This window comes from Sphingomonas sp. KC8, from assembly GCF_002151445.1.
Taxonomy (GTDB): domain Bacteria; phylum Pseudomonadota; class Alphaproteobacteria; order Sphingomonadales; family Sphingomonadaceae; genus Sphingomonas_E.
On the sequence record NZ_CP016306.1, the window covers coordinates 2,779,184 to 2,803,572 of the forward strand.

At 62.7% G+C, this 24,389-nt stretch carries 19 protein-coding genes; 5 read left to right on the forward strand and 14 right to left on the reverse strand.

Going from position 1 to position 24,389, the window contains the following annotated elements:
- Nucleotides 1-148 precede the first annotated feature (148 nt).
- From KC8_RS13115 to KC8_RS13125, 3 genes are read left to right on the forward strand one after another with little or no spacing between them, the layout of a single operon-like run.
- Nucleotides 149-1,432 carry a TolC family protein gene (locus KC8_RS13115; protein WP_050805462.1) on the forward strand — a complete coding sequence of 428 codons (1,284 nt, stop codon included), beginning with the start codon at nucleotides 149-151 and terminating at the stop codon, nucleotides 1,430-1,432.
- The gene (locus KC8_RS13120) at nucleotides 1,432-2,682 is read left to right on the forward strand and encodes an efflux RND transporter periplasmic adaptor subunit (protein ID WP_029624798.1); all 1,251 of its coding nucleotides are present in this window, start codon (nucleotides 1,432-1,434) and stop codon (nucleotides 2,680-2,682) included. Before KC8_RS13115 ends, KC8_RS13120 begins: the two co-directional genes overlap by 1 nt.
- The gene (locus tag KC8_RS13125) at nucleotides 2,672-5,878 is read left to right on the forward strand and encodes an efflux RND transporter permease subunit (protein WP_010127405.1); all 3,207 of its coding nucleotides are present in this window, start codon (nucleotides 2,672-2,674) and stop codon (nucleotides 5,876-5,878) included. Before KC8_RS13120 ends, KC8_RS13125 begins: the two co-directional genes overlap by 11 nt.
- A 909-nt stretch (nucleotides 5,879-6,787) precedes the next feature.
- On the opposite strand, the gene KC8_RS13135 is transcribed toward KC8_RS13125, so the two are convergent.
- The 6 genes from KC8_RS13135 to KC8_RS13155 form a co-directional block, all read right to left on the reverse strand.
- Entirely contained in the window at nucleotides 6,788-6,982 is a 195-nt protein-coding gene (locus tag KC8_RS13135) for a heavy-metal-associated domain-containing protein (RefSeq protein WP_010127406.1), read from the reverse strand.
- 349 nt (nucleotides 6,983-7,331) lie between these two features.
- Nucleotides 7,332-8,066, reverse strand: coding sequence for a sulfatase (locus KC8_RS20105; RefSeq protein WP_010127408.1), 735 nt, complete (start codon nucleotides 8,064-8,066; stop codon nucleotides 7,332-7,334).
- Nucleotides 8,008-9,630 (reverse strand): arylsulfatase, encoded by a 1,623-nt coding sequence (locus tag KC8_RS13140; RefSeq protein ID WP_198360943.1) that lies wholly within the window; start codon nucleotides 9,628-9,630, stop codon nucleotides 8,008-8,010. Before KC8_RS13140 ends, KC8_RS20105 begins: the two co-directional genes overlap by 59 nt.
- An 80-nt stretch (nucleotides 9,631-9,710) precedes the next feature.
- Nucleotides 9,711-11,786: a TonB-dependent receptor gene (locus tag KC8_RS13145; protein WP_010128052.1), complete on the reverse strand. Its 2,076-nt coding sequence runs from the start codon at nucleotides 11,784-11,786 to the stop codon at nucleotides 9,711-9,713.
- A gap of 259 nt (nucleotides 11,787-12,045) precedes the next feature.
- Nucleotides 12,046-12,804: a glucose 1-dehydrogenase gene (locus KC8_RS13150; protein WP_010128053.1), complete on the reverse strand. Its 759-nt coding sequence runs from the start codon at nucleotides 12,802-12,804 to the stop codon at nucleotides 12,046-12,048.
- Nucleotides 12,805-12,823: 19 nt separating this feature from the next.
- Nucleotides 12,824-15,133 carry an arylsulfatase gene (locus tag KC8_RS13155; protein ID WP_010128054.1) on the reverse strand — a complete coding sequence of 770 codons (2,310 nt, stop codon included), beginning with the start codon at nucleotides 15,131-15,133 and terminating at the stop codon, nucleotides 12,824-12,826.
- Nucleotides 15,134-15,280: 147 nt separating this feature from the next.
- Between KC8_RS13155 and KC8_RS13160 the strand changes: the two genes are divergently transcribed.
- Entirely contained in the window at nucleotides 15,281-16,615 is a 1,335-nt protein-coding gene (locus KC8_RS13160; RefSeq protein ID WP_232455535.1) for a TetR/AcrR family transcriptional regulator, read from the forward strand.
- Nucleotides 16,616-16,624: 9 nt separating this feature from the next.
- Here the strand turns inward: KC8_RS13160 and KC8_RS20640 are convergent, their stop codons facing one another.
- The 3 genes from KC8_RS20640 to KC8_RS13170 form a co-directional block, all read right to left on the reverse strand.
- Nucleotides 16,625-16,981, reverse strand: a complete 357-nt coding sequence (locus KC8_RS20640; protein ID WP_192807726.1) for a hypothetical protein — start codon at nucleotides 16,979-16,981, stop codon at nucleotides 16,625-16,627.
- A gap of 73 nt (nucleotides 16,982-17,054) precedes the next feature.
- Nucleotides 17,055-17,171: a hypothetical protein gene (locus tag KC8_RS20645; protein ID WP_308733635.1), complete on the reverse strand. Its 117-nt coding sequence runs from the start codon at nucleotides 17,169-17,171 to the stop codon at nucleotides 17,055-17,057.
- Nucleotides 17,172-17,258: 87 nt separating this feature from the next.
- The gene (locus tag KC8_RS13170; RefSeq protein ID WP_198360944.1) at nucleotides 17,259-18,497 is read right to left on the reverse strand and encodes a DegT/DnrJ/EryC1/StrS family aminotransferase; all 1,239 of its coding nucleotides are present in this window, start codon (nucleotides 18,495-18,497) and stop codon (nucleotides 17,259-17,261) included.
- Between the two features lie 141 nt (nucleotides 18,498-18,638).
- Between KC8_RS13170 and KC8_RS13175 the strand changes: the two genes are divergently transcribed.
- On the forward strand, nucleotides 18,639-19,700 hold the full coding sequence (locus KC8_RS13175; protein WP_198360945.1) for a helix-turn-helix transcriptional regulator: 1,062 nt from the start codon (nucleotides 18,639-18,641) through the stop codon (nucleotides 19,698-19,700).
- Nucleotides 19,701-19,754: 54 nt separating this feature from the next.
- On the opposite strand, the gene KC8_RS13180 is transcribed toward KC8_RS13175, so the two are convergent.
- The 5 genes from KC8_RS13180 to KC8_RS13200 are packed head-to-tail and all read right to left on the reverse strand — an operon-like array spanning nucleotide 19,755 to nucleotide 24,374.
- Nucleotides 19,755-20,630, reverse strand: a complete 876-nt coding sequence (locus KC8_RS13180; protein WP_037495572.1) for a sugar phosphate isomerase/epimerase family protein — start codon at nucleotides 20,628-20,630, stop codon at nucleotides 19,755-19,757.
- Nucleotides 20,631-20,641: 11 nt separating this feature from the next.
- Nucleotides 20,642-21,403, reverse strand: coding sequence for an SDR family NAD(P)-dependent oxidoreductase (locus KC8_RS13185; protein ID WP_029624366.1), 762 nt, complete (start codon nucleotides 21,401-21,403; stop codon nucleotides 20,642-20,644).
- A gap of 36 nt (nucleotides 21,404-21,439) precedes the next feature.
- Nucleotides 21,440-21,811 carry a steroid Delta-isomerase gene (locus tag KC8_RS13190; RefSeq protein ID WP_037495570.1) on the reverse strand — a complete coding sequence of 124 codons (372 nt, stop codon included), beginning with the start codon at nucleotides 21,809-21,811 and terminating at the stop codon, nucleotides 21,440-21,442.
- A 14-nt stretch (nucleotides 21,812-21,825) separates the two neighbouring features.
- The gene (locus tag KC8_RS13195; RefSeq protein WP_010124306.1) at nucleotides 21,826-23,442 is read right to left on the reverse strand and encodes a choline dehydrogenase; all 1,617 of its coding nucleotides are present in this window, start codon (nucleotides 23,440-23,442) and stop codon (nucleotides 21,826-21,828) included.
- Nucleotides 23,439-24,374 carry an aldo/keto reductase gene (locus KC8_RS13200; RefSeq protein WP_010124305.1) on the reverse strand — a complete coding sequence of 312 codons (936 nt, stop codon included), beginning with the start codon at nucleotides 24,372-24,374 and terminating at the stop codon, nucleotides 23,439-23,441. Before KC8_RS13200 ends, KC8_RS13195 begins: the two co-directional genes overlap by 4 nt.
- Between the last annotated feature and the right edge of the window lie 15 nt (nucleotides 24,375-24,389).

Below are 24,389 nucleotides of genomic sequence, written 5' to 3' on the forward strand. Positions count from 1 at the left end.
CACTATCACCAGTAGCCGACGATCGATTGGCGGGCGTTTTGATTCCCGGACCTGAGCGTCCCCCCAAGACCATCGCAAATCGCACCTAGAGCCGCCGTGTCGAATTAGGCGCGGCTTTAGCCACGCCTGTTCGTGAGGCCGAATTGTCATGTTTTCAATTTTTGTTGTGCACCCGCCGGTGCGCTTGCGGCGCGCGCTTGCGATAGGCGCGGCTATCGCTGCTCTCTCTGTTCCATCCGTCGGGGTGGCACAAGACCTCAGTTTATCCGACGCCCTTTCCAGGGTCGCCACTGGTGATCCCGCCGTGGCAGCCAATGCCGCACGAATTCGAGCCGCGGATGCCGCGATTACCCAGGCCGATGTGCGGCCACGAGATGTCGCAGGCGTCGATGTAGAGGACTTCACCGGCACCGGCCCTTATTCTGCTCTTGGGCGTTCGCAGGCGACCGCCTGGTATGAACGGACTTGGGAGCGCGGCGGCAAGCGTGAAGCGCGGGTTGGCGCTGCTCGCTCGGAACTTGGCGTCACTGCCCAGCGCAATCGCCTGCGGATGCTTGATCTGTTCGCCAAGGTGCAGGCTGCATGGGTTGAGGCGCTAGCAGCCGAAGCCGCTATCCCGATCGCCGCCCAGCGCCTTGCTGCTGCGCGGCAGGTAGAAGGTGAAGTAGGCCGCAGGGTAGGGCGGGCGCTCGATCCGCTATTCGCGGCGGAACGGGCGCGAACGACTGTGGCGCAAGCTCGGATCGCACTCGATCAAGCTCGCGAGAATGCCCGTATCGCCCGCACGACGCTCGCCTCTTACTGGGGAGCCACCGGCGACGATTACAACCTCGACACGAAGCCTTTCACTATTATGGAGCCATCCCGGCTTCCGGGGGATGATAGCCCCGAACTCGCCTTGCTCACCGCCGAGCGGGACGCCGCCGGGGCAAAGATCCGTCTCGCGGAAGCAAGCAACGTCGGAGACCCCAGCGCGCGGGTGGGCCTACGCCATTTCGGTCTAGGCAATGACGTGGCAATCATGGTCGGAGGTTCGATCCCGCTCGGCAACCGCGCCGCAAATCGCGGCAATGTCGCGCGCGCCAATGCGGAAGCACAGACGGCCGAAGCCGAACTTGCCGTTGCGCGGACACAGGTCGGACGTGAAATCGACAGGATCGTTGCCGAACGCGCGGCGCTTGCCACCGAAATCGACCGGATTGAACGCGAAGTGCTACCGAGCGCGGCGCGCGCGGTAACGCTTGTCCGCGACGGCTTCGCGCGTGGCGGCACTGCCTTCACCTTCCTCGAAGTCAACCAGGCACAGCAGGCTGTCGTTGATGCGCGATCCCGCCGGGTCGAACTGCTACGCCGCTTCCATCTTGGCGGTGCCCGGCTCGACCGGTTGACCGGCCGTCATGCCTCCCTCCTTTCCAGCGCGGAGAACCGCTGATGACACGATTGCTATTGTCTGCGGGCTCGGTGCTCGCATTCGCTCTGCTCGCCGGCTGTGGCGAGTCCCCTGCTAGCAAGGAGGCGGCCGAACCCAACGCGGCCGCTACCGCTGCCGACTATGAGCGCGGGCCGCATCGCGAGCGAATGCTGCGCGACGGCGAATTCGCGGTCGAGATCACGATCTTCGAGGAGGGTGTCGATCCCGAGTTCCACGTCTATGCCTACCGGAATGGCAAGCCGATAGCGCCAGGCGAGGTGCAGCTTGCCATCGAGCTGTCGCGCCTCGGTGGGAACATCGATCGCTTCGCCTTCACGCCGCAAGGGGACTATCTGCGCGGCGGCGGCGTGGTCGTCGAGCCGCACTCGTTCGACGTGAAGGTGCGCGCCGTCGAAGGCGGGCGCACGCACAGCTGGACTTACGCGTCCTACGAGGGCCGGACCACTATTTCTGCGCAGGCGGCAAAGGCCGGGGGGGTGCGCTCCGAGCGCGCTGGTCCCGCAACGGTGGCTGAGTTGATCGACATGGGCGGCCGCATCGAGATTACACCCGAAGGCAAGGCCGATTTGCGCGCCCGGCTTCCCGGCCAAATCGTCTGGATGAGTGGCAAGCTGGGCGATCGGGTCAATCGGGGACAGACGTTGCTGCGTGTCGAATCCAGCCATTCGCTCCAGACCTATGCCGTTACGGCCCCGATCAGCGGCACCATCATTGAGAAGAACGCCAATGTCGGCGACACCACCGGCGATAGGGCGCTGTTCGTGATTGCCGATCCGACCCGGCTTCATGCCGAGTTCTTCATCTATCCGCGCGACGCCGAGCGCATACGCGTCGGCCAGCGGGTCAACGTCCGCAGTCTCTCCGGCGATGCGAAGCTCGACGCTCCGGTGGAAGCCGTTCTGCCGACCGCGGACGTCGCTAGCCAGACAATGATGGCGCATGTCCATCTATCACCGAGTGCGTCGCGCGAATTCCGGCCAGGCATGGGCGTCGAGGGTTCGTTTGCCGTGGCCGAAGCGCAAGTGCCGCTTGCGGTGAAAACCAAGGCGATCCAGCGGTTCCGCGACTTCGAGGTGGTCTATGCCAAGGTTGGCAACACCTACGAAGTGCGGATGCTGGAGATCGGGCGCCGCACGCCCGAATGGACCGAAGTGCTCGGCGGCCTTGAACCCGGCACCGAATATGTGACCGATGGCGCGTTCCTGATCCGTGCCGACATCGACAAGTCGGGAGCCAGCCATGACCACTGAGAACGAAACGCCCGTGCGTTCGGAGTTTCTCGAGCGCCTCATCTCCAACGCAATCCGCTTTCGCTGGGCCGTTTTGACCATCGTTGCGCTGCTCTGCGCGATCGGCCTATGGGCCTTCCAGCGCCTGCCGATCGACGCGACGCCGGACATCACCAACGTCCAGGTCCAGATCAACAGCGAGGCGGCCGGCTTCTCGCCATTGGAAGCCGAACAGCGCGTGACCTTCCCGGTCGAGACGGCGATCGCCGGCCTGCCGGGCCTTCAATACACCCGCTCGATCTCGCGCTATGGCCTCTCCCAGGTGACGGCGGTGTTCGAGGACGGCACCAGCATCTATTTCGCGCGCCAGCTCATCAACGAACGGCTCCAGACCGCGCGCGATCAGCTTCCCGAAGGGGTCATACCCGAGATGGGGCCGATCGCCACCGGCCTCGGCGAAATCTTCATGTATACGCTGGAGGCCGCGCCCAACGCGCGCAAGCCCGATGGCAGCCGCTACACGCCCGAAGACCTGCGTACGCTTCAGGACTGGGTGATCCGCCCGCAACTCCGCAACACACCGGGCGTTACCGAGGTCAACAGCATCGGCGGCTATGAGCGGCAATATCATGTGACGCCGCTTCCCGGCCGGCTTTCAGCCTATGGCCTTACCCTGGGCGAGGTGGTGGCGGCACTCAACCGCAACAACGCCAATGTCGGGGCCGGTTATGTCGAACGCTATGGCGAGCAATATCTGGTTCGCGTGCCCGGCCAGGCGTCGGGCATCGACGATCTCAAATCCATCATCGTCACCAATCGCGGCGGGGTGCCAATCCGCATCGCCGATGTCGCCGATGTCGGCATGGGTGAGGAACTGCGCACCGGTGCCGCGACTGAAAATGGGCAGGAAGTGGTGCTCGGCACTGTCATGATGCTGGCGGGCGAGAACAGCCGGGTCGTGGCGCGCGCCTCAGCCGAGCGGCTTGAAGAAGCCGCCAAGGCACTTCCTTCGGGCGTCAAGGCCGTGCCGATCTACGATCGCACCGATCTCGTCGAACGCGCCATCTGGACGGTCGAGAAGAACCTGCTCGAAGGTGCGTTGCTGGTCATCGTCGTGCTGTTCCTGCTGCTCGGTAATATCCGTGCGGCGCTCATCACGGCGGCCGTGATCCCGATTACTATGCTGATGACCATCACCGGCATGGTGCGTGCGGGCGTGTCGGGCAACCTGATGAGCCTTGGCGCACTGGACTTCGGCCTGATCGTCGATGGCGCGGTCATCATTGTCGAGAACTGCCTGCGCCGGTTCGGCGAGGCCCAGCACCGCCTGGGACGCCTGCTTGACCGTGAAGAACGCTTTGCTCTGACCGCCTCCGCGACATCTGAAGTCATCCGCCCATCACTGTTCGGCATGCTCATCATCGCGCTGGTCTACGTGCCGATCTTCGCGCTGACCGGCGTGGAAGGGAAGATGTTCCACCCCATGGCGATCACGGTCGTGATGGCGCTGACCTTTGCCCTCATTCTCTCGCTCTCGTTTGTGCCGGCGGCGGTCGCGCTGTTCGTCACGGGCAAGGTCGAGGAGAAGGAAAGCCGCGTGATGGGCTGGGCGCGCAAACTCTATGCGCCCGCCCTCGACACCGCCTTGCGGCTGCGGGTCGCCTTCGTCGCGGGCGCGGTAGTGCTGGTCGCCATAGCGGGCTTTGCCGCGACGCGCATGGGATCGGAGTTCGTCCCCAATTTGGATGAGGGCGACATTGCGCTTCATGCGCTGCGCATTCCCGGCACCAGCCTCACGCAAGCCATCGCGATGCAGACCACGCTCGAAGCACGGCTCAAGCAATTCCCGGAAGTCGAACGGATCGTCTCGAAGATCGGCACGGCCGAAGTGGCGACCGATCCGATGCCGCCTTCGGTCGCTGACACGTTCATCATGCTCAAGGATCGCAAGGACTGGCCGAACCCACGAAAGCCCAGGGCCGAGCTTGTTCGCGAGATGCAGACGGCAGCCGCAACGATTCCCGGCAACAACTATGAGTTCACCCAGCCCATACAGATGCGGTTCAACGAGCTTTTGTCCGGCGTCCGGGCGGATGTCGCGATCAAGGTGTTCGGCGACGATCTCGACCAGCTTCTGGAGATAGGTCAGGCTGTTGAAAGCGCGGTCAGCGGCATCGAAGGCGCGCAGGATGTCAGCGTCGAACAGGTGACCGGGCTCCCCGTTCTCCAGATCACGCCAGACCGGGCGGCGCTGGCGCGGCTCGGCCTCAACATCGGCGAAATTCAGGACGTTGTAGCTGTCTCCATCGGCGGCCGCGAAGCCGGCCTGATCTTCGAGGGCGACCGACGCTTCCCGGTGATCGTGCGATTGCCCGAGGACATCAGAAGCAGAGCCGACGAGATCGGCAGGCTGCGGATTCCGCTGGCCGGCAATGGCACGGACCCGCGTGGGTTCGTACCGCTCGCCGACGTGGCGAAAGTGGAGGTCGTCATCGGCCCCAACCAGATCAGCCGCGAGGACGGCAAGCGACGCGTCGTCGTGACCACCAATGTGCGGGGGCGCGATCTTGGCTCGTTCGTCGAGGAGCTTCAGCAGAAAGTGGATGCACAGGTCGAAGTCCCCTCCGGCTATTGGGTCAGCTATGGCGGCACGTTCGAGCAACTGATCTCGGCGGCCGAGCGGTTGCGCCTGGTGGTGCCTGCCGCGCTGCTGCTGATCTTCGGTCTGCTCTACGGGCTGTTCCGATCCGCCAGGGATTCGGCAATCGTCTTCTCGGGCGTGCCATTGGCGCTGACCGGCGGCGTAGCGGCACTGCTGATCCGCGGGATGCCGCTTTCCATCTCGGCGGGCGTGGGCTTCATCGCCCTTTCGGGCGTGGCGGTGCTCAACGGCGTGGTCATGCTGAGCTTCATCCGCCAGCTCCGGGAGACGGGCAACAGCCTTGAGGAGGCGATTCGCGAAGGCGCGCTCACAAGGCTGAGACCGGTTCTGATGACCGCGCTGGTGGCGAGTCTCGGTTTCGTGCCGATGGCGTTCAATGTCGGAGCCGGTGCGGAGGTGCAGCGCCCGCTCGCAACGGTCGTGATCGGCGGCATCATCTCCTCGACCTTGCTGACGCTGCTGGTGCTGCCCGCACTCTATCGCATCGTCCACGGTCGCGAAGCGCGCCGTGAAAACGAACGCCCATCCCCTGATACGTCCCCGGCGCAAGCCTGAACCGTTGCAGCTCCCGCCTGCCGTTCGGCGGCGCGCGGGAGCCCGGCCACGCTGTTCTTCGACAAACCTTTACCCAACCCTTACCCAGCATCACAAAGCAGGCTGATGATCGCCCTCGGGGTGCTTGCTTTGTCCTTCTGCCTCGGACTCGACGCGCTTGCGAAATCCGGTTAGCGCCCAGGCGCTTATGGCCCAGTGTGAGGCGTCGCTTGTCTCGTGGTACAGGCGGCGAGTGCAATCTTGAACGCCCCCGCTATCGTGGAGCAGCGTCGCACTTGGCGGGCAGAATGCTGACAGTTTTCCTGAGGCTGCCGAAAAACGGCGCTCGTTGGTCGGCTTACCGGCATTGGAAACGCCGGCCAAACCTCTCCGCCATATTGCTCGGGCCCGGCACAAGCGCTGGCACCGCGAACGGTATGCGGCGCGCTTTCTAAAATTCGGCAACCGGCGTCACAAGCTCGCTTCCCAGGTTTACGTCGAACAGCGCGAGCGCTCGGTCACGCCGACGGGGAAGATTGTCGCCACAGGCCTCAAGCAACCCGCGCACGTTGAGCCCCTCGGCACCTCCCGCTCCACATCGCGGACGGGCCCCTTGAAGCGCAGCGGCCGCGCCTGGACCTGTGCCGTCCCCTTCTCGCGCCCGATCGTACGTAGCCGCAGCTTGATCAGCTCGATCTGCGTCAGATCCTTCAGATCGGGAAGCTGATGGAGCTTGGCGATCGGCCTTGTGACGGGCGAGCAAAGCCGGTTCGGACCCCTTCTCCGCCTTTGCTTCGAGATAGTCGGCCACCAGCTCAGGCGTGGCCAGCAAGGTCAGGCCGGTGCACTTATGATCGCGAGGCGGGCGCGTGCGGATCACCGCACAATCCTTTTACGCGCCCGCCCCGCATATCCCTCCAAAATGGGACTTTATTGCCTCACCGCGAAGCCGGCTTTCTCGATGGCCTCCTTGAGATGCTGTACATCGGCCGTCGAGCTTACCGAAACAGTCTTGCTCGCCAAATCGACGTTGACGACGGCGTTCGCATCGACGCGCTGAAGCGCGTTGGTCACACCGCGCGCACAGCCTCCGCAGGTCATCCCCTGAATTTTGAAGTCGATCATCTTCGTTCTCCCATAAGATGGATGAAGCAGATGTGGGGTTTGACACTATGTCAGGGTCAAGTGTCGCGTGACAAAGTTAATGTCATCGCCGCGGGCGCGTGTGCCAAAATTGATGTCATCGCAGAGATGCCTGCTCGCGCCGCCTGACGCCGATCGGCACGAATAATCCACCAAAGCCTACGATCGTAGGGGTCAGGATTGGGATCCCGATTCACATCGATGCCATCGTCGCGGCGACGTTGAAGATCAACGTGGACCGCTCGCCGCCGGTCTTCTAGCCAACGAAGAGCAAGTTTTCATTCCCGGAGCGATAGCCCCTGCGACGTTGCTGTCGATCTCCTGGCGCCCGTCACTTCACGTCGACGACAATCTGCCTGAGCATACCGGTGAACGGGAACGCACCGTCATAAGCTGCCGAAACTGGCCCGCCATGCGATCGGCCGACGCCCATGCTGCCAAACTGGGCTGGCGCACCGATTCTGTCGAACCGGTGCTCGGCGACGGGCTTGCCATTGATGAGGAGCCGCCCTGTCCCGCCACCGAACAGCTTCGGGTCTTCACGGGTATAATCATAAACGACTTCCACCGGGCCGGTTGGCAGCGGCGCTTCCATCACCGTCGCGGCCTTTCCGAAGAAGTTGCTTTCATAGAATAGCCTGCCGCCCTTCACATAGAGCGCGAAGCCGCCATAGCGCCCGCCATTGGTCAGCAGCACACCTTCAGCACCCGTTGCAGGGATCTCCACTTCGGCGGTGATCCGGTGCGATTTCAGGAAATTGGGCGCCTTGGCCACAGGCAGCCGCGCGATCCCTTCATGATAGACGAAGCGCGATGGGGCTACCGGCGGCGGCGGTGCACCCTTGCCGTCGATCGTCTGGCTGCCCGCCGTCTTGACGATGCAGCCGTCCTGCATCGGATAAACGTGGTTGGCCTGCGCCTCGCGCTCGAACAGCGCCTGCAACTCTTTCAGCTTGGCGGGGTTCTGCGCGGCAACGTCGTGCGCCTGCGAGAAATCCTTGTCGATATTATAGAGTTCCCAACGATCCTTCGAGAAATCGGGCTTGCACGCCAGAACCCACGGCACCGAACGCTGGACGGTCGCGATCCAGCCATCCTGATAAATGGCGCGGTTCCCGGATTCCTCGAAATATTGGATGCGGTGGCGCGACGGCGCGGCCGCGCCTCACCCCGTCGAACGGCTGTTGCGCGACACCATCCACTGCATCCGGAAAACGGATGCCGGCGGCCTCGTAGATGGTCGGCGCGATATCGTTCGCGGCGGCGAACTGGTTACGCGGCCGGGCATCGCCCTTGATCCTGTCGGGCCAGGATATGACCAGCGGATTGCGCGTGCCGCCGAAGAAGGATGCAACCCGCTTCATCCACCGAAATGGGGTGCCCGTCGCCCACGCCCAGCCGGCGCTGTAATGATTGTCGTACAGTTTCGATCCCAGTTGGTCGACATGCGACAATTGCTCGCCCACCGTCGATGGCAGGCCGTAGATGATATTGGCGAGGCCCACGTCCGACCCGTCGATCGCACCTTCAGCCGACGCGCCATTGTCGCCGACAATATAGAAAACCAGCGTATTCTTGCCGTTCGGCCCCTGGCGCACCCGATTGAGCAGGCGGCCGATTTCATGGTCGGTATGTTCAAGGAAACCGGCGAACACCTCCATCTGGCGCGCATAAAGCCGCTTCTGATCGGCCGAAAGCGTGTTCCATGCCGGCAGTTCGGCCGGGCGCGGCGTCAGCACCGTATCGCGCGGGATCAGCCCCATCCGTTTCTGGCGGGCGAACACCTCCTCGCGATAGGCGTCCCACCCCGAATCGAACCGACCGCGATATTTGTCGATCCATTCCTGGCCGACATGGTGCGGCGCATGGGCGCCGCCAGCGGCGTAATATAGGAAATAGGGCTTGTCGGGGGCGAGCGACGCCTGCGTCTGCAACCAGCCGATCGCCTCGTTGGTGATGTCCGTGCCGAAATGATAATCGCCTTTGGCGGGCTTTGGCGCGTCGACTGCCGTCGTATCGCGATACAGCAGCGGTTCCCACTGGCTGTCCTCGCCCTGCATGAAGCCGTAGAAATGCTGGAAACCAAGCCCCGTCGGCCACCGATCAAACGGGCCGACCGGGCTGATTTCCGCACTCGGTGTGTTGTGCCACTTGCCGAACGCTGCGGTGCTGTAGCCATTGTCCAGCAACACCCGCGCAACCGATACGGTACTTTTCGGCCAGGCCCAGTCATAGCCTGGATAGGGATATTCGATGACGGTGCCCACGCCCACGCGATGGGCATTGCGGCCGGTGAGCAGCGCTGCGCGCGTCGGCGAGCAGACCGATGTGGTGTGGAAGCGGTTATAGGTGATCCCGCTCACCGCCAGACCATCCAGCGCCGGCGTGCGGACCGCGCCACCAAATGTCGCGCTCGCGGCAAACCCGACATCGTCGAGCAGGATGACGACGATATTGGGCCGGGCCGATTGCCGTTCCGCTGGTGCCGATTGCGATGCAGCAACCGGCGGCGCCGGCGCAGTGCCTGCCAGTACCGGCGTTGAGAGCAACGCCCCCAATGCAACGCCCACCGCAAGCGGGCGCACATAGCGCTTGAGCCGTGTTTCGCCAGATCCGGTCAACATCGTCATCATTCTACCCCTGCCATCGGTGCGCGCGTTCGATCGATTGTGGGCTGACGACCCCCATGGATCGCCAGCCCACAGGCGGTTCAGTTGCCGAAACGGATGCGGGCCGACATGCCGTACATCCGCGGTTCGCCATAATATGCGGATTCGAAGCCCAGGCTGCTGACCAGCGGGAAGCCCCCCAGAATATAGGCCTTGTTGGTCAGGTTCGTCCCGAACACCGCCAGATCAATACCGGACCCCGCCACGTCCTTCAGCTCAACGCGCGCGCCAAGCAGACCATGGCTGGGATAGGTGGTCAGGAAGGCCGTGTTGGTTTCGTTCGTGTTGACCTTGCCCTGCCAGCTATAATCCGCGCTCAGGCTGACCGTGCCGAGCGCATCGCTCACCGGCAGGTCGAGCTTGCCGTTCACGCCATATTTCCATTTCGGCTGAAACGCGGTCTGCCGGCCCTTGATCGCAGCCGTGCCGGGCACGGTCACATCGCTATGCGCATCGAGATAGGAAACGAAGCCATTGATCGTCAGCGTATCGAGCGGACGGATCGTGCCTTCGAATTCGAAGCCCTTGTTCGTCGCCTTGCCGGCATTCTGGACCAGCGATGTGATCGCAACACCCGGAATAACCACCGGCTGCGAAATCTGGATGTCCTTATATTTGTCGACAAAGGCCGAAAAATTGGTGCGCAGCGGCACGCCGATATCCCAGTCCGCCTTGAGGCCGATTTCGAAGCTATCGACATGTTCGGGCTTGAACGTCGTGAACTCCGGCCCGGGCGACGGCAGGTTCAGGCCACCACTCTTGTAACCGCGACGATAGGACAGATAGGTCAGCACCCGATCCATCGGCTTGTACTGGATCGTCGCGTCATAAGACGGCGCCTTGAATTTGCCGCTGGCTTCGAACGGACAGGTGATCGGGCCTGTCCCCGTCGGCACGCGCTGGGTGCAGACGCCGGCGGTGTTGAACACGCCGATGCTTGCGGCGCGCTTGTCCCACGTATAGCGGAAGCCGCCGCTCAGCTGGAGCTGATCGGTCAGGCCCAGTTCGGCATGGGCGAACAGCGCATCGCTCTGGTCGCGATAGCCAAGGTTGCGCACCGAAACATTGCCGAACAGGCTCTGCCGCACTTCCTGCGGGAAACCCGGCTTGGTCAGTTCATGATAATAGCCAAGGATATAATCGAGGCCGATCGACCGCACCTTGCCCTGAACCTGGAATTCCTCGGTGAACTGCTCCTGCCCGATCTGCCACTCGCGGCCGGCCGGCACATTCTGGATCAGGAAGGTGTTGACGGGTGTTCCATCGAAATCGCTCGCCTGGTCGACACGGTTGCGGCGGAACGAAATGATGTTCTTGAGCGTGATCGCGTCCGATGCCTCCCACACCGTCTTGTTGGTCACACCAAAGCCAGACTGCCGATCATAAAGCGCAATCGGAAGCAGCGTCTTGCGCACACCCAGCGCCTGCTGCTGCGCCAGATAAGGCGCGATCAGCGCACCGGTGGCCGTGTTGGGGTCGACCTGACGAATGATCGCGGACGTGCCGCTCTGATCCTTTTCACGGCCATCGACGATCGTCAGATTTTCAAGGCCTGCGGCCGGCGTGAACAGGATCGAGGCGCGATAGGCCTGATAATCGCGGCCATCGAGATGCTGGCCGGTCAGCACGCTGGTCGTGAAACCGCGCCGCTCGGCCACATTGCCCGCCAGACGGATCGACAGCAGATCGGGCAACACCGGCAGGTTCATCACCGCCTCCAGTTCCCGATACGCATAATTGCCCGCCGAAAGCTGGACATAGCCTTCGATCTTCTGGGTTGGCCGCTGCGGATCGAACAGCACCGCGCCGCCCGTGGTGTTGCGTCCGAACAACGTGCCCTGCGGCCCCTTCAAGATCTGCACCGCGCCAAGATCGAAGAACACGCCGGGGCCGCTCACTAGGGCCGGCACTTCAGCGAAATAGGTGGCGACGCTGGTGAAATTGCGCTGCCCGAAACTGAAGATGCCCGGCCCCTGTCCACGGATGTAGAAGCTCGCATCATCGCGGCGCTGGCCGGACACATTCACCCCCGGCACGGCCTTTTGCAGATCGTCGGTGGAGCGGACACCCATCTGCTCCAGCGTCTGCGCGGAAATGGCGCTGATGGCGACAGGCACGTTCTGCAGCGATTCCTCGCGACGGCGCGCCGTGACGACGATGTCGTCAATTCCCTCGGCCTGCTGCGCCTGTTACGGCACCGCCGGCGCTTGCACAGCCCCGTCCTGCGCATATGCCGCGCCCGCGAACAAAAGGCCGGCAATGCTTGCCGACAGATGCAGATATTTCTTCATTTTAACCCACCTTTTTTGGAATGCCGTTTGGCATTTTCTCGTGTTTTGATTTGAGGATGGCGGCCGCGCAGGCCGCCGATGCGGCTCACCAGACGGTGAAGCCGCCATCGATCGTCAGCGCCTGACCGGTGATGAAGCCCGCCTGCGGCGAACACAGCCAGACCACCGCGTCGGCAATGTCGTGCGGCTCGCCCAGCCGGCCCATCGGGGTCGCCTGCATCAACTGGTTCATATCCTGCTGATTGTCCGGTCGATCGGTGATCGCGGTATGGGCGATGCCGCCCGGACAGACGGCGTTCACGCGGATACCGCTGCGCGCATAATCCAGCGCCACCGAACGGGTGAGGCCGATCACGCCGGTCTTGGATGCCGAGTAAGCCGACAGCCCCGGCCCGCTCACCACGCCCATGATCGACGCGGTGTTGACGATCGCGCCGCCGCCATGCACCAGCATATGGGCACATTCATGCTTCAGGCACAGCCAGACGCCCTTCAGATTGACGCCGATCGTCCGATCCCAATCCTCTTCCGACATTTCCGCGATCGGCGCCCCGCGCGGCGCGATCCCGGCATTGTTGAATGCGCAGTCCAGCCGCCCGAACGTATCGACCGTGGTTGCCACCATGTTGGCGACGTCGGCACTACGCGAAACATCCGCCGCGACGAAAATCGCCCGGCCGCCCGCAGCTTCAACCGCATGGGCCGCTTCCTCGCCGGCGGCCTTCGCCACATCGGCAAGAACCACGCGCGCACCGGAGGCCGCAAAGCTCAGCGCGGCCTGACGGCCGATGCCGGTCGCCGCCCCGGTTACCAGTGCGACCTTGCCATCGAAATTGTGCATCATCCCATCAGCTCCCATGATCTTACTGGATGGTCACACAGACCTGGCGAAGCTCGCCCGTGAACGGCGCAGGTCCCTTCACCGTCTGGCTGATCGCCGCCTCGGTGGCGCGGCCCACGGTGAACATGTCATACTCGCTGGTGAAGGTCGGCGGTTCGAAATGCGGGATTTCCGCCTCGGCGACGACTGCGCCGTTCAACGTCAGCCGGCCCGAACCACTGCCCTTCTTGTTGGGATTGGCCGAATATTCGTATGCGATTTCGACCTTGCCCGCCGGCAGCGGCCGCGACGAGGTAATCGTCTGGCGATAGGCTCCGCCCCGGAAGTTGTTTTCATAAACGACGCGGCCATCCCGAACGTAGAGCAGGAAACCGCCCTGGTTTCCGCCATTGGCAAGGATCACGCCTTCGGGGGGCCGATCGCCCACGACGATGTCGGCCGCGATCCGGTGCGACAGGTTGAAATTGGGTGCCTGCGATGCCGGCATCCGCGCCATACCGGGGCCGAATGCGAAGCTGTTCTGGCCATCCAGCAGCCGCGGCTGTTCGCCACCGAACCCGTTCTTGCCGAATGAATTGTTGAGCGGAAAAATGTTGTTCGCACGCGCCTCAGCTTCGAACAGCGCCTGCATTTCGCGCAGCCGGGCGGGTTCCTTCGCCGCCAGATCGTTCGCTTGGCTATAATCGGCATTCAGATTGTAGAGTTCCCAGCGATCCTTGGAAAAATCCTCGCTACGCTGATAATTCCACGGCACGGCATGCATTGCGCCGGCCCACCAGCCATCTTTGTAAATGGCGCGATTGCCCATCTGCTCGAATATCTGAACATTGTGGCGCGCCGGCGCCTTGGGCTGGGTGAAGCTGTAGGCAAAGCTCACCCCATCCATCGGCAACTGGCTGATGCCATTCACCGTTTCGGGCGCCTTCAGGCCGATCACCTCGTACAGCGTCGATGCGATATCGTTGACATGCGTGAACTGCGTCCGCAGCCCGCCACGATCCTTGATGCCAGCCGGCCAGGAAACAATCAGCGGACTGGTCGTTCCGCCGAGATGCGAACCGACCTGCTTGGTCCATTGGAACGGCGAAGAGGTCGCCCATGCCCAGCCTGCGGAATATTGCGCAGGGTGGTTGGGTGCGCCCAGTTCGTCGATCCGGCGGACGCGCTCTTCGTCGGATGCTGACAGGCTGTTCAGCCCGGCGATGTCGCGCCCGGCCGGCCCGCCTTCCGCGCTCGCACCATTGTCGCTGACGACATACAGGACGATCGTGTTGTCACCGCCCGGCGCAGCCCGCACCGCACCGATCAGGCGATCGACCTGAAAATCGGTGTAGGCCAGGAAGGCGGCGAACACCTCCATCTGGCGCGTGTAAATCCGTTTCTGATCCGCCGACAGGCTATCCCATGCCGGTAATTCGGCCGGGCGCGGTGTCAGCCTGGCGCTGGACGGGATGAAACCGAGCTTCTTTTGTCGTGCGAAGGTTTCCTCACGGAACCTGTCCCACCCCTGATCGAAACGGCCGCGATATTTCGCGATCCAGTCACGCGGTGGTTGATGCGGTTCATGCGTCGCACCGGTCGCATAATAGATCAGATAGGGCTTATCGGCTGCCAGCGCATTGTGCGTGCCAAGCCAGGCGATCGCATCATCGGTCAGGTCGGCGGCAAGGTTATAGCCGTCGGCAACGGACCTGGGCTGCGCAACCGGAACGGTGTTGCGGTAAAGCGCCGGATTGAAATGATCCATGGCGCCGGCCATGAACCCATAGAAATAATCGAAGCCCTTGCCCGTAGGCCAGCGATCGAACGGCCCGACCGGGCTGATCTCGAAATAGGGCGTGTTGTGCCACTTGCCGAATGCGGCGGTGCTATAACCATTACCCTGCAGCACCTTGGCAAAGGTCGCCGCATTATCCCGCAGCACGCCGTCATAGCCGGGGAACGGGCTGGACGATTCCGTCACCGTGCCAAAGCCGACACGATGGTCGTTGCGCCCGGTCAGGAGCGCCGCGCGGGTTGGCGAGCAAAGCGCGGTGACGTGGAAATTATTGTAGCGCAGTCCCTCAGCGGACAGCCGGTCCATCGCCGGCGTCGGCACCACGCCACCAAATGTGCCGGCAGCCGCAAAACCCACATCGTCCAGCAGAATCACGACAACATTGGGTGCGCCCTTGGGAGCAACGGGCGCACCGATCCACTTTTCCCTGGTGCCTGCCACCGCAATCCGGCTGTCGGCCGATTGCACCTGTTCCAAAACCTGCGCGCGCGCGGCGGGTGCCAGCAGCGCCACTGCAAGGCTTGCCGACGCAAGCAGCTTTCCTGTCGCTTTCAATCCCCCCTCCCCCTTTCATCATTCTTATTTGCCGGCTCGCGAACAACCGCCACCAGCGGCGGCTTGCGGGTGCGCGCACGGGCATCGACATATGCCCTGCGCGCTTGGTACCGATTGGTACCGTACCGGTCAATCATGGGACGTCGGATGGACATCAACCGGCGTGCCGGGCTATTGGCCAAACCCCGAAGAAGGACGGCAAGCGTTCCATTTATGACGGCCGAAATCGATAGGCAGACCCGCATCCTCGATGCGGCCGAACGGCGTTTCCTGGTCGATGGGTTCGAACGCTGCAGCGTCGAATCGATCGCCAACGACGCCCGGGCCAGCAAGCGCGAAATCTATCGGGACTGGAAGAGCAAGAGCGACCTGTTCATCGCGGTCGCCAACCGGATATTTGCCGACGCCGATGTCGATCTTTTGGCCGCTCGCCCGGAAAACAGGGAAATGCGGCCAACCCTTGTCTTCCTCGCACGTCACCTGTTCGATCTGTTCGTCACCGATCGCAACCGGGATCTGTTTCGCGCCAGCGTCGTGGCGATCCGTCACTTCCCCGATCTGGCGAGCGATATTCACAGCAAGCGGCTGACCGCCTGGGCACAATTTGGCGGTTATTTTGAAGAGCTGATCGCCGGCAACAAAATCCAGGTGGCCGGCGCCTATGCCGCCGCCAATCGCTTCGGCAGCCTGTGCGTCGAAGGCAGTCGCTATCTTCTCGGTTACCCGGCCCCGGCCGAGCCGATACGGGCCATGCAAAGCGCGAAAATGGTGGACCTGTTTCTCAACGGTTACCGCGTTTCAGCAGCTGACCCTCTGGCGGATCCGATCGGCCAGGACCAGCAGGCGGCCCATGCCGCCACATCGCCCGTAACGCGCCCGCCAGTGCAAACGCGCATGTCCCCGCACAAGCAGGCTGCCATGTTCGATGCCCTGCTGCGGGAATTTCTGGAGAAGGGCTATCATCGTGCCAATATGGCAATCGTGGCGACGGCGGTTGGCGCCAGCAAGTCAACCATCTACCGGCAGTTCGGCAGCAAGGAAGGCGGGTTCGAACAACTCGTCATGCGGCGCGTTCAGCAGCTTGCCGAAGCGGAGCCCTTTGCACTGATCCCCGGCGAAACACTGGAGAGCGCCCTGGCGCGGCTTTGCCGGAACATTCTGGACAGGCATCTAACGCCGGACAATATCGCCATCGTTCGCGCACTGATCGAGGAAAGCAGGACATTCCCGGAGCTTGGACGGAAATATTATGACAGCGCCCTGATGCTGTCCGTGCGCGCGCTCCGCATGGTGCTTCATCACTACGATGTGGCGGAGCCAGACGACCCGACCGTTCGCGCCTTCCACGTTCTGGCGACCTACGGGTCGCGATTCATTGCATTCCCCACTCCACCGAACGATGACGAGCGAGCCGCGCTGTCCGACGAAGCCACCGCCATCTTTCTTCATGGCGTCGCCGTTTCTCAGGAGAGTTCTCAGTAGCACCGATCGTCATATCGGGCGTTGGCGCCGCTCAGCTTCCGACCGCCGATGCGAGAAGCTATAGACCGAGCAGATCAGCAAAGGGGCGATGGCATGGATATTCCCGAAGACATCTTCACCGAACCCGCTGATGTCAACGCCGACACTGTGAATCGGATCCCAATCTTGACCCTCAACGATCGTTGATTTTAATGGATTATTCGTGCCAATCATCGCCCAATGCCGACGCCGATTCACAACCAGGCACATGTGCGCCACAAGCCTCGGCTGCTCAGCGACAACGGCCTCATCTACATCGCAGGCGAGCTGGCCGAATATCTCGAGGCCCAACGGATGATTTTGAAGCAGGTGAAGTCGGTCTGCCACATCTCGTTCGGGCGGGTGGTCGGGGTATGGAAGCGATCGGCCGCCTTAATCACCATGTACGCTGGGCTGGTGATCAGCTCACCGCATCACTCCATTCCCGGGTCACTTCTCTGCGGCAATCAACTTTTGCGCCCTCGGCAGCGAAGCGCGTCGCAATCGCCGCCCCGATCCCCCGGCTCGCGCCGGTCACAATGGCGACCTTTCCCTTGAACGAAGCAGCCGCCCCCCTTCAAAACGCCCACCCACCCAATGGGTGGGCGCCACCATTTTCTGGTGCTCACTCAGCTGCCACCTTCTTCGCTTTCTGCAGGGCGATGAAATCCTCCAGCGTCTGATAAAGATAGGCGTTGTCTTCCTCTGTCATCGTCGGATGGCAAGGCAGCATCAGCCCCTGTTCCATGATCTGATCGGCGACCGGATATCCATCCGGATCGATCCGGCAATCGACGCCCTTCATCATCGGATGCCGCGTGATGTTGCCGGAGAAGATCACGCGGGTGAAAATGCCCGCCTCTTCCAGATGCACCTGCAGTTCGCGACGGCTCCAGCCGAGTTCCGGACGAAGCTGGACCGGATAGCAGATCCAGGTCGTTTCCACCTCCGGCAGCAATCGCGCCGGGATGAAAATATCGGGATATTTGTCGAGGAACTGGCGGTGGCTCTGGAAGTTGCGGTCGCGCAATTCCCAGAACATCGGCAGCTTGTTCAACTGCTCATGGCCGAAGGCGGCGCCCGCCTCGTTCGGAATGAAGCCGTAGGCGACATCCTCGAAGATGAACATGCCATCATATTGGATGCCATCGAGATCTTCGAGGAAGCGGCCATCGCTGTCCTGCTGCTTGGTGCCGTGGAGATATTTCTCCGACGAACGGCCCCAGGCGCGGGCCATCAGGCCCCAATCCCACAACGCTTCGTCATTGGTCGCGACCAGCCCGCCGTTGCCGAGGCAGGTGATGATGTGGAAGATCGAAAAACTCGTCACCGAAATATCGGCGCGGGTGCCCGTCTTGGTGCCGCGCAGTGTGCCGCCGAGCGTGTCGCAACTATCCTCGACCAGCTTCAGCCCATGCTTGTCCGCCAGCGCGCGCAACGCATCCCAGTCCGGCGTGCCGCCGACCAGATTGGGGACAAGCATCGCCTTGGTCTTCGGCGTGATCATCCGTTCGATCCTGTCGATATCGATCTGATAGGTATCGAGCACGACATCGACAAAGGCGGGCACGTAGCCGGCATGCACGATCGACGCGACGTCGGTGGAGAAGGTGAGCACCGGGGTGATGACTTCCGACCCCTTAGGCAGGTTCAGCATCCGCATGGCCAGCATCAGCGCCGACGATCCGGAATTGACCATCACACCATATTTGTGACCCATCACCTCGGCGCAGCGCTTTTCGAAGCTCTGCACCTGCTGGCCGACGCTCATGCTGGTGCGCATGACGTTGACGACGGCATCGACTTCCTTTTCGTCGAGCATCGCACCGCCATATTGGATCTTGCGCGGGGGCATCCTCGTCATGTCTTCATCCTTCTCGAACCATGATTGCTGTCATGGGCAGGCAGGCAAAACCGGCCCGCACCCATTGTCGCCAAGTTTACGCTGGACATCATTTCTCAGAATGGCAGACAGGATCAAAATCATTGCATAATGGTGCAGCCCATGCCCAAGCCGATCTCCATGCCGACACCACGGCGCCCATCGTCGAAGGTCGCGCGCGAACTGCTTCAAAAGGTGCGCGATGTCGGCGGTGACGCCGATGCCATATTGCGCCATGCCGGGCTTCCGTCCGGCCTGGACGCAATGCTGCGCTCGGCATGGGCAGCCCCGCTTTCGCCCGACCAGTTCACCCTGATCTATCGCGAGTGCGTCGCCGCGCTGGAAGAGCATGACAGCCGTCGGCAGGGCCGCCCGCCGATGACCAAAAGCGAAGTCGACATGCTCTGCTACTGCGTCATCAACTGCGCGACCCTGGCAGAAGCGATCGCGCGGGCGGCGGCATTCTGCGCCATGCTCGATGGGCGCGCGGCGGAACTGTCGATCGTCACCATGGGCGCGCAAGCCGAATTTCGCATGCACACCTTCCGTCGCAAACGCGATACCGCCGCCTTCCTGACGGACCTGACCGGGCTATCGACCTATCACCGCCTGTTCAGCTGGCTGATCGGCGAGGATATCGAACCGCTTTCCGTCGAGGTCTGTTATCCTCTGCTGATCGAGGAGGAAGTGGCCGCGCGGCTGATGCCGCACCCGATCGCTTATGCCCGCGCCGATAATCTGCTCCACTTTCCGGCGCGCTATCTGGATCAGCCGATCGTGCGCAGTTACGCCGAACTGGTCGATCTGCTGAAAACCTTCCCCTTCGATCTGGAAACCATCCCTTCAAAGCGGATGTCGATGGCCAAAAGGGTGCGCGCGACACTTGGCGGGGCGCTGGCGCGGCGAACGCCATTGCCCACGCTGGACACACTCGCCCGTCAGTTCAGCATAAGCGGGGCGACGCTGAAACGGCGATTGGCGGACGAAGGCGCGTCGATGCAGCAGTTGAAGGAACGCTGCCGCCACGATCTTGCGATCGATCTGCTGGCCGACGAAAGCCTGTCCTTCGGCGACATCGCCCAGCGCGTGGGGTTCAGCGACGCGACCACCTTCAGCCGCGGATTCAAGGCGTGGACCGGGATATCTCCGTCCGCCTATCGGCAGGCGATGGCGTCACCCGAATAGCACCTAACCCCAGTCCGCAGCGACTCTCCGCGCGTCATCCAATCAACCCCCTCGTTAATCCGAATCCTGGCATGCCGGCGTCGCAAACTGCGCCCGCGCCGTATCGAAGGTCCGCCGCGCGACTTGCTCCAGCGGCATCTGGCGCAGCGTATCCGACAGAATTTCCACGCCATAAGGGCCGCGATATCCCGCCTCCGTCATCCGGGTGATGAACAGCGGCACATCAAACGCACCTTCGCCGCACAGCTTGCGATACCGCATGCTGTCTTCGGCGATGTGGCCACGCATCTCCAGATCCGCGTCGTTAATCTCCGCCGCCAGAATATAGCGGGCCGGCAAATCAAGGATCGCATCAAGCGACGCACCGGAACGCAGCACATGCCAGATATCAACCAGCAGGCCGCCATTGTCCGCATCAGCCCCCGCCGCCACGGCCAGCGCCGACTCCAGTGTCGGCAGGTCGGAATAGGGGATCATTTCCAGCGCTATCAGCAGACCGTAGCGCGCCGCTTGCTTACAAAGTTCACCGAATTCGTCGATCAGGCGCGTCGTCGGCCAGCCCGCATTTCCAAAAGGCGGCATCACCTTGATGTGCCGCGCACCGAGCGCTTCGGCCGCCGCGAACAGATCATGGCGAACAGCATCGGACTGCCGCCGCTCTTCGCCACCATCAAACCAGCCGGCCAGATATTCCAGTTCGATATGCTTCAGGCCCGCGCGCTCGATCGCCTGCCGCAATGCCGCATAATCGCGCCCCTCCCGCCAGCGCAGCAGATCGCCATGCCACAGGCCGATACCCGTATATCCGGCGGCAGCGGCTGCCCTGACGCGATCCTCCAACGGAAACGGGCTGATATGCTGGCTGGTGCCCGGAACCACATTCCCGCCAATCGTCCAGCAGGTGGCAATCAAATCGATGCAGTTATTCATGGAATGTGCCTTCATGCGCGCATCAAGCGGCCACCATCGACGCTGATAACCTGGCCGTTGATCGACATCGCATCGTCGGACAACAGAAAGGCTACGGTCGCGGCGATATCTTCAGGGCTGACCAGCCGCGCGCTGCGGACTTGCGTGAAAAAGGTTTCGCGAGCGTCTTGAGGAAGCTGGGCGTCGATTTCCTCGGTCAGGGTAAAGCCAGGAGCAACGGCATTGGCGCGGACCCCTTCGCGGCCCCAGCGGGACGCGACATGGCGCATAAGCGCGTTGATACCACTCTTGCTCATTGCATAGGACACCCGAGTCGGCTCCCCCACATATGCGGCTTCAGACGTCGTATAAACCAGCGCACCGTGGCTCTTCAGCAGGTGCGGCATGGCCTGTTTGGTGCAAATCAGGTGACCACGCATATTGACAGTGATCGTCCGGTCGAAAATGTCGAAGCTGATGTCGCTGGCGTCGGTGTCCTCACGGAGGGCACGCATATCGGCCGCGTTGACATGTAAGCCGTCAAGTTGACCATGAAGATCGACTGTCGCCTTGATCAAGTCCGCGACAGAGGCCTCACTAGCAATGTCGAACGCGTGCCCCGTCGCCCTCCCGCCCGCCCCAACAATGCTTGCCGCAACCTGCTGTGCCGCTGTTTCGACAATGTCGCCAATGGCCAGGATGGCGCCTTCCTCGGCCAACCGCCGCGCGGTCGCGGCACCAATCCCACTGCCGCCGCCGGCTACGATGAGTATTTTGTCCTTAAGCCCCCGCATATCGCCGTCCTCTTGCGCCCGCATATGTTGTCACGTTCATGCTTCCATGTCTTCCGGACCCCAATAGCCCTTCAGTTCGACGATCTTGCCCGCTCCATTGAACGTGCAGGTGTCGAGCGAATGGATGCTGATCCGCTGCCCTTCCCATTCGGTGGTAACGATAAAGGCCAGCGCCGCCGCATTGCCGTGCGATCCGCGCACCGGCGCAACCGGCGTCAGTCGCGCCTGCATCGCCACGGCCTGATGAAACCAGTCGGCGATTTCGCGCCCGCGCTTCGGCGGCGTACCGACGGGATCCTCGATCACCGCATTTTCAGCGAACAATGCGATCACCGCTTCGGCATCACCGCGGTTGAGGCCGTCGACATAAGCCTGCAACGCCGCCTTCATCATACCTTGGCTAGGCATCTTGTCCCCGTCCGTCATAGGTCCGGCTCCGCACGCGGCAACGCGGGCAAGCCGAGGATCATGCCGGCGGCCTTTTCGGCGATCATGATCGTCGGCATGTTGGTGCTGCCGCCGATGATGCGCGGCATGATCGACGCATCGACCACCCTGAGGCCATCCACCCCATGAACGCGCAGGCTGGAATCGACCACCGCCATCGCATCGCTGCCCATCCGCGCGGTGCCGACCGAATGATAATCCGCCTCGGCATTGGCGCGGATGAAGGTGTCGAGCGCTTCGTCGCTCACGATATCCGCGCCCGGCGCCAGTTCCTCGCCGCGATAGGGATCGAACGCCTTCTGCGCGAAGACCTCGCGCGCGATCCGCACCCCGCGCCGCAGGACGTGGCGATCCGCCGCGCTCGCCAGATAATCCTGATCGATCACCGGCGGCGCGGACGGGTCCGCCGACGCCAGCCGCACCGATCCCCGGCTTTCCGGCCGCGCGACATTGATGTGCGCGAAGAAACCATGCTCGGGCGTCATTTCTCGCCCGTTATTCTTGTACAGCGCCATGACGAAGTGGAACTTGATATCGGGCTCGTCCAGCGCCGGATCGGATTTGACGAAGGCGATCGCCTCCATCCCCGGATCAGCCAGCGGCCCCTTGCGAAACAGAATATATTGGCCCAGCGCCATCGCCCCCCGGATCGGGCTGAAATATTTGAACATCGATATCGGCTGGAGCGAACGGTGCTTGACCGCGATCGCCAGATGATCCTGCAAATTCTGGCCGACACCGGGCAGGTCGACCAGCGGATCGATCCCATGGTCCCGCAAATGCTCCGCCGGGCCGATGCCCGACAGCATCAGCAATTGCGGGGAATTGATCGCGCCCGCCGACAGGATCACCTCGCGGTCCGCATGCAGCAGATGCTCGGCCCCGTTCTTGCGATAGGCGATCCCCGTCGCGCGTTTGCCGTCGAACAGCAGGCGCGTCGTCTGCGCGGCGGTGATGATCGTCAGGTTCGCCCGGTTGCGGACGGGGTGGAGATAGGCCGCCGCCGTGCTCGATCGGATGCCGTGCGACGCGGTGACATCGACCGGGCCGAACCCTTCGCGGGTGGCGCCGTTGCTGTCGTCATTATAGGGATAGCCCGCCTCCTCCCCCGCCGCCACGAAGGCGCGGGCGAGTGGATGCTTCACTTTCGGCCGGCCGATCTTCAACGGGCCATCGCCGCCATGCCACGCATTTGCGCCCGGCTCGTAGGTTTCGGCGCGGCGGAAATAAGGCAGCACATCGGCAAAGGACCAGCCGGCATTGCCCGCCTGCGCCCAGCCGTCATAATCGCTTGCCGTGCCCCGGCAATAGACCATGCCGTTGATCGACGAGCCGCCGCCCAGCACCTTGCCGCGTGGCAGGAACAGCACACGATCATCCAGGTGGCGTTGCGGGGCCGAAAGATAGGGCCACTGATAGGCGCCCGACAGCATGATCGGCAGCAAGCCGCCCGGCGCGCGGATCAGCGGGCTGCGGCCATGCCCACCCGCTTCAACCAGCGCGACGCGGATCGACGGATCGGCCGAAAGGCGGTTGGCCAGCACGCAGCCTGCCGAACCGCCACCGACGATGATATAATCGAACCGGTTCACGCAGCGTCCAGCAGGCGATCGATTTCGGCCATGTCTTCCGCCGAAAGCACCCAATCGGCCGCGCGGGCATTGGCATCGACCTGGCTCGCACGGCTGACTCCGGCGATCACGCTCGTTACCCCCGGCCGTGCCGCCAGCCATGAAACAGCGAGGTCAAGCAGGCTGTGTCCACGCGCCGCGGCAAACGCCTCGAGCCGCGCTGCCGCTTCCCATTTGGCCGGATCGCGATAGGCATCGAAATAAACAGGCGCATCCGCCAGCCGGGCATCAGCAGGCGCCGCCCGCCCCGTTTTATACTTGCCTGTGAGGACGCCGTTAGCGAGCGGAAAATAAGGCAGCAGGCCCAACCCATGGCGGGCGATCATCGGCGCCAGATCCTGTTCGAGCCCGCGCACCAACACATTATATTCGTTCTGCGTCGTAACAAAGCCGCCAATGCCCGCGTCCTTGGCCGCAGTCTGCGCTGCATCAATCGCGTTGGCCGACAGATTCGAACAGCCTATCGCCCGTACCTTGCCCTGCGCCACCAAATCCTGAAGCGCGCGCAAGGTCTCGTCGATCGGGGTCGCCGGATCGGGGAAATGGAGTTGATACAGGTCGATCCAGTCGGTGTTCAACCGCCGCAGGCTCGCTTCGGCTGCGTCCATCACATAGGCCCGCGCTCCGCGCGCGTCACCCGCGACGGGATCCTCGGGGCTGCCGAACTTGGTGGCGATCACCGCATCCTTGCGACGCACCCCAAGCGCCGTCCCCAGATACTCTTCCGATGGGCCATAGCTGATCGCGGTATCGAAGAAGCTTATCCCGGCATCCAGCGCTCGATCGACAATTGCTTGGGTTTCCGCAAGATCCGCCTTCCAGCCGAAATTGTTACATCCCAGCCCCACAACCGATACCTGCAGGTCGCTGCGGCCCAATCGGCGCTGTTCCATTTTCCATTGTCCTTT